Genomic DNA, 12,218 nt, shown 5'->3' with positions numbered 1-12,218 from the left:
AAATCGGCTATAATGAATTTTTTGGTACATTAATTAAGGGAGAATTTTAGATATAATAATTTTCTAGGCATAAAGTTCATGGTATAATATTCATAGTTGGAATCAATAGGATAAATATACCATTTTAATTGGAGATGATAAAAAGTGAAGAAACCTATCCAAATTAAACGTGGTTTATCATGTATTGAATTATTTTGTTTCCATGTCTATTTAGTGATTCTTATAAGTTTATTTAGTTTGAGTAGAAAAATAGCAGTTTCGGAGGCTACTAAAATTCTATTTAATAATCAAACTGCTGATGCTTGTGAATAACTTATTATTGCTGCTTTATGGTTTAGTGCTTGGTTCATTTTTTAATGTTGTTGGTCTTAGGATTCCATTAAATCAATCATTAATTACACCACGTTCAACTTGTCCGAGATGTCACCATAGATTAACGGCAATCGAATTAATTCCTATAGTTTCTTATCTATTACAAAGGGGAAAATGCCGAAGCTGTCATTTTAAAATATCTCGTTTATACCCACTTGTCGAACTTTCAACAGGGCTTCTATTTTTCGTATCACCTTTAATTGTTGGTTGGAGTTTTGAACTAATAATTACCCTCACTTTAATTTCCTTATGTATGATAATTTTTGTATCTGATGTTTCATATATGCTCATCCCAAATCAAGTGCTTTTGTTTTTTCTTGTCGTTTTTATTATTGAACGGATAATTTATCCGCTTGACCCATGGTATGACTCTGTTATTGGTGGAGCAGCTATCTTTACCTTATTGATCTTCATTGCTCATATAAGTAAGGGTGGTATTGGTGGAGGAGACATTAAGCTTTTCGGTTTACTTGGGTTTGTATTAGGCCTGAAAATTGTATTATTAGCATTCTTTCTTTCGACATTAATCGGAACTTTAGATGGAGTACGAAGGATAATATTAGGAAAATATAAAAAAAGAGAACCTGTTCCATTCGGGCCCTCAATCGTTGTGGGTACACTTATTGCATATTTTTTCGGAGATTCACTTATCGGTTTATACATATATATTTTGAGTAATGGTTGGTGAAATAATTAGAAATTTGGATAATAGGGTTTTAGGATAATCTATAAAAGTGAGTAATCTAAAAGCTTTAAAAGGTATTAGCAGTGCTGGTATGCTTTTTTATATATAAACGAGATTGGTTATTTGAATTATTTAATTCTATATCTAGTCGTTAATGCTCTAGTTCTTTTAAAGTCATTTTGTAGAGAATGACGAAACACATATTTATTTGACGAAAACTTTTCAGAACGAGACGACAAATGTCTTGTTCTTTTTTTGTTTTAATCTGATAGCATGGTAAGCAAATTGATCGCACGTGATTTGCAAATGAAGGGTGGTAGGCATATGGACAAGCAAACAACTAATCCAATAAAGGTGAAAATAAATGGCAAAGAACGCCCTTTATCTGAAGCTAAAAAACATGAGGATGAAATTTCTATTTCAAGCTGGGAAGAAAAGCTAGAGGCTGAAAAGGAAATCGCTTCTGCAAAACAACCGATAGAAAAGGAAGAGGAGTTTCCTTGGCTTCTACCAGATGAAGATGAATCTGTATTTCAAGAAGATCCAAAGGTTGTCACTCCTAAAAAAAGTAAAAAAGTCTTATCTAACCAGAAGGTAATCCCATATCAATATTCTTCATCCAAAAAGAAGAAAAGTGATAATCAAGTTAAGCGATTGTTCATTATCCCGCTCTTTGCAATTAGTTTAGGTGTGTTGTTTGGGATTATTGCATTGAACTTCTTGTCTAATAAGGATATGCCAACTGCCGGGACAGTGAATGAAGTAGTTCCAAATAGCAGTAGTAATACAACTGTTGAAGATAAAGATGCTAAGGAAACGACGGCTGATGATGTAAAGGCGACATCAAATGCAAGTTTGTCAATTTATGTTGTTCAAGGTGGGATATTTTCGAAAAAGGAAGCTGCTGATACAGTTGCAAATACAATTAAATCAGAAGGATTAGCGTCAGTTGTTCTTGAAACAAATGGAAATTTCACAGTTTATGCAGGATTAGGAAAAGATAAAAGTGAAACAAGCTCACTTGCTGATCTATATAAACAAAAAAGCTTGCCTGATATCGAGTTTTGGGGTGGAAAACAACTAACACTTCCAATTCAAACAACAGAGTCGGCAGAGCAATGGGCCAGTTCTATTCAAGAGTTAGCATCCATATCAGCTTTATCCGCAATTGGAACATCTTTTGGTAATGACGAAATAACAAAAATTGAATCTGATATTAAAGGAATAAAGGCTAACGGTGACGAAGAGAAAAAAGCTATTGAAGCGATGAATCAATCAATTACACATATTAAAAATAAACAAGGGTGGCAAGCTCAACAGAAACTATTAGAAGCAATTAGTTTTATTAAAAGAGGAGCTTGAAGGAGTAATAAGGGAAATCTATCTATGGATATGTTAGATAGGTTTAGCCCTTATTACTCTTTTTTATTAGACTTTGTTATAATTTAAAGTTGCACTCTTAACACTTGGCTTATTGGAAAGAATAAGTGAGATGTCTACTTGTAGAAGTGTGAAAAAGGTACCCTCATATGCGTTAACGACAAAGAGATTTCCAAACTGAACCTCCTGCGGAAAGCGAACACTGTAGGAGGAAATAAACAGCTAAATTTAACAGCGCGTTTATTTAAAAGTCATATAATGTAAAATTCACTTTTATTAAATTGTTCTCTACCATTTCGTTTGGTAAGATTAAACCGTATCTTCTAATCTGAAACGAAGAAAGGATGAAACAACATGAACACAAACCTCATATTAGCTTCAGCTTCGCCCCGTAGAAAAGAGCTTCTAGAATTATTACAAATCCCGTTTAAGGTGATACCAAGTGAGGTTGAAGAAAAGGTAGATGAAACACTCCATCCTGAAGAAATGGTAAAATTATTAGCACAGCAAAAGGCTGAATATGTTGCTAAAAGCAATCAAAACGCCTATGTCATTGGTTCTGACACTCTTGTTGTCTTTGATGGTCAAATGCTTGGAAAGCCAGTTGATAAAAATCATGCGATAGAAATATTACAAAAGCTTTCTGGTAAAACCCATGAGGTGTATACAGGTGTATCGATTATTTATGGTAGTCAGATTCGTTCGTTTACTGAGAAAACGGCTGTTACATTTTATCCATTATCGAATAAAGAAATCGAGGATTATGTATCAACTGGGGAGCCAATGGATAAAGCAGGGGGCTATGGGATTCAAGGCTACGGGTCATTGCTAGTAAATAAAATTAGTGGTGATTATTATGCAGTAGTAGGATTACCAATTGCAAGACTGAAAAGGGAATTGGAAATTGTTGGGGTTTTCTCCAACTGAAGATTATTTTGTTCCGGATCGTTCAAATTTGGAATAAATCGGCATATAACGTTTATGATATTAATACAAAACATCCTTTTAATGTTGTAGCTAATACCAATTACGTCAATTGAGAGTTGGTATTACTGAAAATCGCAATATTCAATAACTGAGCAGAAAGGGAAACAAAGGAGGATAAATGGAAACTTCTAATTTTAAAATCCGTGATTTCCCGCAAGATGAGCGTCCACGAGAGCGTTTGATTAATGATGGTCCTGATAAACTTTCTAATCAAGAGCTGTTGGCAATTATTTTACGTACTGGTACAAGTAAAGAATCTGTTTTAAATTTGTCACAAAAATTATTGAAGCATTTCGAAGGCTTAAGGATGTTAACAAATGCAACTGTTGAAGAAATAACCTCAATTTCAGGAATTGGTAAGGCAAAAGCAGCACAAATTATTGCAGCAATGGAACTTGGACGAAGAATCAATCGTCTAACATATGATGACAGATATACGATCCGTTCTCCACAAGATGGGGCCAATTATGTAATGGACGAAATGCGTTTTTTGAGCCAAGAGCATTTTGTATGTTTATATTTAAATACAAAAAATCAAGTTCTTCATAAGCAAACGGTGTTTATTGGTAGCTTAAATGCATCGATCGTCCACCCACGAGAGGTATTTAAGGAAGCGTTCAAACGTTCAGCAGCATCGGTCATCTGTGTTCATAATCATCCCTCAGGGGACCCAACGCCAAGTAGAGAGGATATTGAGGTGACGAAAAGATTAACCGAATGTGGTAAAATGTTAGGAATAGAACTTTTGGACCATCTTATTATAGGAGATCAAAAATATGTCAGTCTAAAAGAAAAAGGCTACGTGTAACACTTTTTTTTTTGCGTATTTACGATATAATAAGGTTTATGAGTTTTTTTTCCGTTTTGGTAAGACTCAAAGATAATAAGCAGGAAAGATGAAGAAACAGCAAAGGAATACGAACCTCACTACAGGTAAGACCGTGAATTAGTCAAATCCTCAAAATAATGTATAATGTTTTCTGTCCATTTTCCTATGATTATTAAAAAACTATATATTTCGTTTCAGAAAGGAAGATACACCCTATGTTCGGTATTGGTACAAGAGACCTTGGAATAGATTTAGGGACTGCAAACACACTCGTATTTGTGAAAGGAAAAGGGGTTGTCGTTAGAGAGCCTTCAGTTGTAGCTTTACAAACAGATACTAAACAAATAGTAGCTGTTGGAAATGATGCAAAAAATATGATTGGGCGTACCCCAGGAAATGTTGTAGCACTACGTCCAATGAAAGACGGCGTTATCGCAGATTATGAAACAACTGCAACGATGATGAAGTATTATATTAAGCAAGCGACAAAAACTAAAGGTGTTTTTGCGAGAAAGCCTTATGTCATGGTTTGTGTTCCATCAGGAATTACTGCTGTTGAGGAAAGAGCAGTAATTGATGCTACAAGACAGGCTGGAGCAAGAGATGCTTATACAATCGAAGAACCATTTGCTGCAGCAATTGGAGCAAATTTACCTGTTTGGGAACCTACAGGTAGTATGGTCGTTGATATTGGTGGAGGAACAACAGAAGTAGCAATTATTTCACTTGGAGGCATTGTTACTAGTCAGTCAATTCGTGTTGCTGGTGACGAAATGGATGAGGCAATTGTTACATATATAAGAAAGACTTATAACTTAATGATTGGAGATCGTACTTCAGAAGCGATTAAAATGGAAATTGGATCTGCCGGTTCTCCAGATGGTGTCGATAATATGGATATAAGAGGACGTGACCTTTTAACAGGTTTGCCAAAAACAATTCAAATTACGGCTGAAGAGATCGCTGAGGCATTAAAAGATACAGTATATACAATTGTTGACACAGTTAAAAATACATTGGAAAAAACTCCACCAGAACTTGCTGCGGATATAATGGATCGCGGGATTGTCTTAACTGGCGGAGGTGCTTTACTAAGAAATCTTGACAAGGTGATTGGTGAAGAAACAAATATGCCTGTATTAATTGCAGAGGAACCGTTGGATTGTGTAGCGATTGGAACTGGTAAGGCTTTAGAGCATATCCATTTATTTAAAAATAAAGCAAGAGATAGTAGATAAGATTGTTTTTGCCTTTGCTTGTCATGTATCATTAAGAGATAAGCAAAGGCACAAGCATTGGAAATATTAGTTAAGAGGTGTTCATATGCCACAGTTTTTCCTAAATAAACGCCTTATCTTGTTGCTAGTTAGTATAATTTTTTTAGTGGCATTGATTGGTTTTTCTATTAAGGACGATCGAAAATTAACATGGCCAGAGCAATTTTTGCAGGATACAGTCGGTGTTTTTCAATCTATCTTTCATAAACCAGCTGCATATATTTCAGGTGTTTTTGAAAATATAAGTGATCTGAAAAATACATATGAGGAAAATGCTTTATTGAAAAGCAGACTTGATGAATACATGCAATTAGAAGCAGATCTACAGGAGTACAAACTTGAAAATGAAAAATTACTTGCCGAACTTGGTAATGTTTCAAATTTAAGAAAGTATAATCCTATTTATTCAACAGTTATTGGTCGTAATCCTGACAGATGGTATGATTATATTTCGATTGATAAAGGTGAGGAAGATGGCATTAAGCCGAATATGGCAGTTGTAACTGCTCAAGGTCTTATCGGAAAAGTTAAATCAACCTCACAATTTACGTCAACAGTGCAACTTTTAAGTGCAACGGATTTAAAAAATAGAATTTCTGCAGAAGTTCAGCCTTTAGAGCAGAAAGAAACAAACAATGATACTGGAAATAAAGCTAATGAAACAACCAATGAGACAAATCAAACGACCGAAAACGTAATGGGGACAATAGAAGGATATGATGAAGAAAAAGGAGCGTTATTACTGAGGAAAATTGAATCCAAAGTAAAGCTCTCTGTAGGACAGAAGGTCATTACTTCCGGTAAAGGTGGTGTCTTTCCTGAGGGGATACTTATCGGAGAGATTACTGAAATTGAGCCGGATTCGTATGGGCTAGAACAAATGGCATATGTGAAACCATCTGCTAATTTCTACGATATTGATAGAGTTTGGGTAGCTGAACGTGAAGTACAAGGTGAGGATCCTACTGAGAACTTGAATGAGGAGGAGGAATCGTGAGACGTTTTATTCTTCCTTTTCTTATCTTTTTCGTTTTTATTAGTGAGGGAATGTTCTCACATTTAGTTCATTTCTCATTTGCCCAAGACGGACAATTATTTGTACCTCGCTTTGTTCTCATCGTAATCATTTTTGTTACCGTATATTTAACAAGAACACAAGGAATGCTTTTGGGGCTTGTGTTTGGTTTATTACATGATATTGTATATATAGAAGTAATTGGTATCTATCTTATTACATATGCTTTAATTGCGTATTTGATATCAAAAGTAATGAAGGTTTTACACAAAAATATATTCATTGTCCTATTCCTAACCATTTTATCGGTAGCCTTACTTGAATATTATGTGTATGGAGTTAATTATTTAATCGGAGCAACGGACATGTCAATGTATAATTTTACAACATTACGTTTATTGCCAACTCTTGCATTAAATGCTGTCGTTGCGATTATTTTTATTTATCCGATTAGTAGATTTTTAACGAAAATTAAAATTGAAGAATCTGAGGATTAATGAATAATCATACCTGTCTTTAAAAGCAAAAAGATAGATTTAGGCTTAAAGTTTATGATTAATTTTCCTCATAATGTTGATTGAAGTGGAAACGTGCGATTTCTGCAGGTGAAGGATATCATGAAGAGACTCATGTATCTTTCGTGCTAAAGGACCGCGGGCGATATGCGGAAAGAGAGCGATTAAACGGAAAATCGACCTTTGAGTTTTACAGAGCAAAAATGATTAAAAAGGGATTTAAGCATTTCTGTCGAATAGTAAAATCGTTGAGGTGAACGTCATGAAGGTTCAAAAACAACAATATGTTACGATTAAAGGCACAAAAGATGGCTTAACGTTACATCTCGATGATTCGTGCTCTTTTGACCAATTACTCCTTGAACTCGAAGAAATGCTATCTTTAAAACAATATGTTCACGGGTCAGGTCCTGTTATTGGTGTGAAAGTAAAGGTTGGTAATCGATTAGTAAATGAGAATCAACGAGAGAAGCTAGAAAAAGTCATCAAACAAAAAAGAAATCTCATTGTTGAGTCAATTGATAGCAATGTTATGACAAAGGATGAAGCTTTAAAGCTTAAGCAGGAATCAGAGGTTACGACGGTAGCGAAAATTATTCGATCCGGCCAAGTATTAAAGGTAACTGGAGATTTGCTTCTAATTGGCGATGTTAATCCAGGTGGAACTGTTATAGCAGCCGGTAATATTTTTGTTCTAGGTGCGTTAAGAGGAATTGCTCATGCTGGTGTTGACGGGAATCAGGATGCAATAATTGCAGCATCGTCTATGAAGCCTGCACAACTTCGTATAAGCCAGATTATTAATCGTGCTCCAGATCATACCTTGAAAGAGGGAAATGAAATGGAATGTGCGTATATCAATACAGATGGTGAAATGATCATAGAGCGATTACAGCAACTTACTCATTTACGACCTAATTTAACAAGGTTTGAAGGAGGAATCTAATTATGGGTGAAGCAATTGTCATTACCTCAGGTAAAGGTGGAGTTGGTAAAACAACAACATCTGCAAATTTAGGGACAGCTTTAGCTATATTGGGCAAACGTGTTTGCTTAGTTGACACAGACATCGGTCTTCGAAACCTAGATGTTGTAATGGGGTTAGAGAACCGAATAATATACGACTTAGTTGATGTGGTAAATGGGCGTTGCAAAATGCATCAGGCGCTTGTGAAGGACAAGCGTTTTGAAGATTTACTATATTTATTACCAGCTGCACAAACAAGTGATAAAACAGCAGTGAAGCCTGAGCAAATTAAAAAAATAATAGAAGAATTAAAGCAGGATTATGATTACATTGTAATCGATTGCCCAGCTGGAATTGAGCAAGGCTATAAAAACGCAGTAGCAGGTGCTGATAAAGCAATTGTTGTAACAACTCCAGAAATTTCAGCAGTCCGCGACGCTGATCGAATTATTGGCTTGCTTGAAAAGGAAAATATTGAGCCACCAAAATTAGTAGTAAATCGGATTCGTAATCATCTTGTGAAAAATGGAGACATGCTTGATGTAGATGAAATTGTTACTCATCTTTCTATAGATTTAATTGGTATAGTTGCGGATGATGATGATGTCATTAAAGCATCAAACAGTGGTGAACCAATTGCAATGGATCCTACTAATCGTGCTGCTATCGCATATCGCAATATCGCTCGTCGTATTCTAGGGGAATCTGTACCTCTGCAATCGTTAGAAGAACAAAATAAAGGTGTTCTAACGAAATTGAAGAAATTTTTCGGTGTTCGTGTGTAATAGCTGTTTTACAAGATTACCTTATTTCAATAAAGCTAGTGTTTGAAAATAATTGTTTCATATAAACAATTTTTTCAAACACTAGCTTTTCTATTTATGCAAGTTATTTAGAAGGGAGAAATATAAAACGAGGAAAAGAAAGATGAGTAAGTCATAAAATTGATTCATATCACCCAAGGACAAGGCATAAAATTGTACAAACTGACTAAAAGGATTGATGGGGATGAGTCATCGAGCGGATGAAGTAAGAAAACGAATTGCAAAAAGAAAACGGGAAAAAGGTTTATTACCATCAGGAACAAATGAATCATTTAAGAGGACTTCATTATATGTAACAGATGAAGAGAGATATGGAGGGTATACTCCGCCTGTATATGAAGATGGTCCAACTAATAGTAAAAATGGACATCCTTTGTTTCGGATAGAAGTTTTTATGTTTAAACTATTATTTTCTGCAGTTATCGTTCTGCTTGTTGCTATTATTTTCAAGAACAGTAATCCTGCCTTCGATCAGGTGAAATCAACAATTTCTTATGCAATGGAGGAAGAATTTCAATTTGCCGCAGTTTCTTCATGGTACCGTGAACAATTCGGAGAACCTTTAGCGTTATTTGAAACAAATCAGGAAGATAAGACAAGCGACAAAGATTCGGAAACAGCTCAATTAGCTATGCCTGCAACAGGTAAGGTTCTCGAAACATTTAAAGAAAATGGTCAAGGAATAATGGTAGAAACTGATATGCCTACAGTAAAGGCACTAGATGAAGGGGTGATAATTAAGGCTGAAGAAATGCCTGATACTGGATTAACGATGGTTGTTCAGCATGGTGATGGTTCTGAGTCTTGGTATGGGAATTTAAACAAAATGAATGTTGCCCTTTACACATTTGTTAAAAAAGGAACGGAATTAGGTGACATCAAATTAAATGAGAATCAAAAAGGTACGTATTATTTCGCAATTAAAAAGGGTGATGATTTTATCGACCCGAATCAGGTGATACCATTTGACTAAGTATCTTACACTTTTACAAAAAGTCCACATCCATCCATTGCTATGGGTCATGATTGGTATAAGTGTCATCACTGCTAGCTTTAAACCGTTAATGATGTTAATGTTGATCGTTTTTATCCATGAAATGGGCCATGCAATAAGTGCTCATTTTTTTTCTTGGCGTATTAAATCAATCATGCTCTTGCCTTTTGGAGGAGTTGCAGAACTGGATGAGCATGGAAACCGCTCATTAAAGCAGGAGCTAATTGTAGTACTTGCAGGCCCTAGCCAGCATGTTTGGCTACAGGGTGTTGCTTATGTTTTATATCAGATGAATTTTTTAAATATCGCGGATTATCAAATGTTTACTTTTTATAATCTTTCTATTCTTTTATTTAATTTGCTACCGATTTGGCCATTGGATGGAGGAAAACTGCTATTTATCGTGTTTTCTCATTTATGGGCTTACAAAAAGGCACATATGTATATGCTATTGACATCTAGCTTTTTCTTAACCGTTTACCTAGTATTTACGTTAATTATTTCACCTACACATATTAATATGTGGATAATTATAATATTTCTCCTATATAGTCTATATGATGAATATAAAAATCGAATGTATGGATGTTTACGTTTTTTAATGGAACGGTATTATGGGAAACAAAATACGATTCATCAGCTAAAACCGATTGTTGTGGATGAGTCTGATTTGATATATCATGTACTACTTCAGTTTCAAAGAGGCTGTAAGCATTTAATTGTGGTTGAAAAAAACGGAAGAAAGATTGCCGAAATGGATGAAAATGAATTGCTACATGCATATTTTGCTAATAAATTAATTGATTCAAGAGTTGGTGACTTGCATTATGTATATTAAATATGTTTCTCCTTTATCATTGGATCTTCGTCTCTTATTTTACGTCAATTACGTTTTTTTGTTATAGTTATATAAGAATTTTTGCAATAAATGAGTAGCAGGCTTTGATTCAGGAGAAAGAGGGGATAAAGGTGAGGCAACTAATTATAAATGATATAACAGATCAAGTACGATGTGCACTATTAGAAAATAATCAAGTGAAAGAAATCCATCAAACCTTATCCTATGAAGATGAAATGATTGGAAATATATATATCGGACGTGTAACGAAGGTATTACCAGGAATGCAAGCGGCATTTATCGACTTAGGTACTGGACAAAACGGATATCTCCACCGCAATGATTTGGTTCAATTTCAACACCAGAAAACGAGTCCATCAGCGAAATCCTCCATTTCCCACTATATAAGAGAGGGAGAGCAGCTTATCGTCCAAGTTGTAAAAGAGGGGGATGATCATAAAGGACCAAAATTAACAACGAATATTGAGTTTTCTGGTAATTTCCTTGTTTATATGCCTTATAGTAATTATATGGCAGTTTCAAAAAAAGTAGCAGGTGAAGAAGAGAGAAAAAGATTGCTTGGGATAGCAGAAGTTATTAAAGCGGATAATGAAGGGCTACTATTTCGAACTGCAAGTAAAGAGCAATCCGTTGAAACATTAAAAGCAGAATATCAGTCTTTAAAAAGTCAATATGAACAATTACTTAAAGTAAGAAGTAAAAAACCGACATGTATTTATCGAGCAAATTCTTTTATTGATCGAATCATTCATGATTTAGGTATTTCAGCTAAAGATTATATTATCTGTGACAATTTTGAACAAACACAAAAGCTTAAAGAACAATATCCAAATTACACAATCTCATATCATGAACAAAAAGAAGGAATTTTTACTACATATAAAATAGAACAGGAAATTGAAAAGCTATTAAAGCAGGTAGTCTGGCTGAAAAATGGAGCATACATCGTTATTGAGCAAACCGAAGCAATGTCAATTATCGATGTTAATACAGGAAAATTCTCTGGGAAAATATCAATGCGCGACACTGTATTAAAAACAAATCAATTTGCTGCAAAGGAAATAGCTAGGCAAATACGTCTGAGAAACCTAAGTGGAATTATTTTAATTGATTTCATTGATATGAAACATAAAGCAGATCAGGAAATGGTTCTTAAGACAATAATAGAGGAAATGAAATCGGATCGTGTCCAGCATAAAATTTTAGGGTTTACAGAATTAAATATTTTGCAAATTACAAGAAAAAAGACTCGAAAACCTTTAGAAGCAATGCTTACTTCTGAATGTCCAATTTGTAAGGGGACGGGAAGAATTCTCTCAGTTGAATCGGTTGCATATAGATTAGAAAGAGAGCTATGGGAGTATCAGTTTATGGATGAAGAAGCGATGTGGATTGAAGCAACTTCAGATGTAATCTCACTCGTTCAAGGAGAGAATGGAGAGCATCTTAGACAACTTGAGGAAGCTTTAAAATACAAAGTAATATTTTCAGCAACTGATAGCTCTTCTCCATGT

The 12,218-nt window shown here is 34.8% G+C and carries 12 protein-coding genes; all 12 read left to right on the top strand.

Annotated features, from left to right (window positions below; translation table 11 throughout):
* Positions 1-298: 298 nt before the first annotated feature.
* Positions 299-1,060: a prepilin peptidase gene (locus tag HU235_RS11400; protein ID WP_174880296.1), complete on the top strand. Its 762-nt coding sequence runs from the start codon at positions 299-301 to the stop codon at positions 1,058-1,060.
* A 321-nt stretch (positions 1,061-1,381) separates the two neighbouring features.
* A complete protein-coding gene (locus HU235_RS11395) occupies positions 1,382-2,419 on the top strand; it encodes an SPOR domain-containing protein (RefSeq protein WP_174880295.1) in 1,038 nt (345 codons plus the stop codon).
* Positions 2,420-2,791: 372 nt separating this feature from the next.
* Entirely contained in the window at positions 2,792-3,364 is a 573-nt protein-coding gene (locus tag HU235_RS11390; RefSeq protein ID WP_095302387.1) for a Maf family protein, read from the top strand.
* Positions 3,365-3,542: 178 nt separating this feature from the next.
* A complete protein-coding gene (gene radC, locus HU235_RS11385) occupies positions 3,543-4,232 on the top strand; it encodes a RadC family protein (RefSeq protein ID WP_095302388.1) in 690 nt (229 codons plus the stop codon).
* A 236-nt stretch (positions 4,233-4,468) separates the two neighbouring features.
* Positions 4,469-5,491 carry a rod shape-determining protein gene (locus tag HU235_RS11380; RefSeq protein ID WP_095302389.1) on the top strand — a complete coding sequence of 341 codons (1,023 nt, stop codon included), beginning with the start codon at positions 4,469-4,471 and terminating at the stop codon, positions 5,489-5,491.
* An 85-nt stretch (positions 5,492-5,576) separates the two neighbouring features.
* Complete coding sequence (gene mreC, locus HU235_RS11375) at positions 5,577-6,527, top strand: rod shape-determining protein MreC (RefSeq protein WP_095302390.1); 951 nt, start codon at positions 5,577-5,579, stop codon at positions 6,525-6,527.
* Positions 6,524-7,042, top strand: a complete 519-nt coding sequence (gene mreD / locus HU235_RS11370; protein ID WP_170944461.1) for a rod shape-determining protein MreD — start codon at positions 6,524-6,526, stop codon at positions 7,040-7,042. Before mreC ends, mreD begins: the two co-directional genes overlap by 4 nt.
* Before the next feature lie 280 nt (positions 7,043-7,322).
* Positions 7,323-8,006: a septum site-determining protein MinC gene (gene minC / locus HU235_RS11365; RefSeq protein ID WP_145582156.1), complete on the top strand. Its 684-nt coding sequence runs from the start codon at positions 7,323-7,325 to the stop codon at positions 8,004-8,006.
* Between the two features lie 2 nt (positions 8,007-8,008).
* Positions 8,009-8,812 carry a septum site-determining protein MinD gene (minD, locus tag HU235_RS11360; protein ID WP_095302393.1) on the top strand — a complete coding sequence of 268 codons (804 nt, stop codon included), beginning with the start codon at positions 8,009-8,011 and terminating at the stop codon, positions 8,810-8,812.
* Positions 8,813-9,035: 223 nt separating this feature from the next.
* Positions 9,036-9,824: a M23 family metallopeptidase gene (locus tag HU235_RS11355; RefSeq protein ID WP_174880294.1), complete on the top strand. Its 789-nt coding sequence runs from the start codon at positions 9,036-9,038 to the stop codon at positions 9,822-9,824.
* The gene (locus tag HU235_RS11350) at positions 9,817-10,683 is read left to right on the top strand and encodes a M50 family metallopeptidase (protein ID WP_174880293.1); all 867 of its coding nucleotides are present in this window, start codon (positions 9,817-9,819) and stop codon (positions 10,681-10,683) included. Before HU235_RS11355 ends, HU235_RS11350 begins: the two co-directional genes overlap by 8 nt.
* Before the next feature lie 131 nt (positions 10,684-10,814).
* Positions 10,815-12,218, top strand: a 1,404-nt coding sequence (locus tag HU235_RS11345; RefSeq protein ID WP_174880292.1) for an Rne/Rng family ribonuclease, incomplete at its 3' end; no start/stop codon positions are given.

The organism is Metabacillus niabensis (genome assembly GCF_902829255.1).
GTDB lineage: Bacteria > Bacillota > Bacilli > Bacillales > Bacillaceae > Metabacillus > Metabacillus niabensis.
This window is presented reverse-complemented; position numbering and strand designations above follow the sequence as displayed.

Bases quoted from the DNA above. Each gene is read 5' to 3' on its own strand.
- HU235_RS11395 (WP_174880295.1), top strand. From the start codon at position 1,382: ATGGACAAGCAAACAACTAATCCAATAAAGGTGAAAATAAATGGCAAA.
- HU235_RS11355 (WP_174880294.1), top strand. From the start codon at position 9,036: ATGAGTCATCGAGCGGATGAAGTAAGAAAACGAATTGCAAAAAGAAAA.
- radC (WP_095302388.1), top strand. From the start codon at position 3,543: ATGGAAACTTCTAATTTTAAAATCCGTGATTTCCCGCAAGATGAGCGT.
- minC (WP_145582156.1), top strand. From the start codon at position 7,323: ATGAAGGTTCAAAAACAACAATATGTTACGATTAAAGGCACAAAAGAT.
- mreC (WP_095302390.1), top strand. From the start codon at position 5,577: ATGCCACAGTTTTTCCTAAATAAACGCCTTATCTTGTTGCTAGTTAGT.
- minD (WP_095302393.1), top strand. From the start codon at position 8,009: ATGGGTGAAGCAATTGTCATTACCTCAGGTAAAGGTGGAGTTGGTAAA.
- HU235_RS11380 (WP_095302389.1), top strand. From the start codon at position 4,469: ATGTTCGGTATTGGTACAAGAGACCTTGGAATAGATTTAGGGACTGCA.
- HU235_RS11400 (WP_174880296.1), top strand. From the start codon at position 299: ATGCTTGTGAATAACTTATTATTGCTGCTTTATGGTTTAGTGCTTGGT.
- HU235_RS11390 (WP_095302387.1), top strand. From the start codon at position 2,792: ATGAACACAAACCTCATATTAGCTTCAGCTTCGCCCCGTAGAAAAGAG.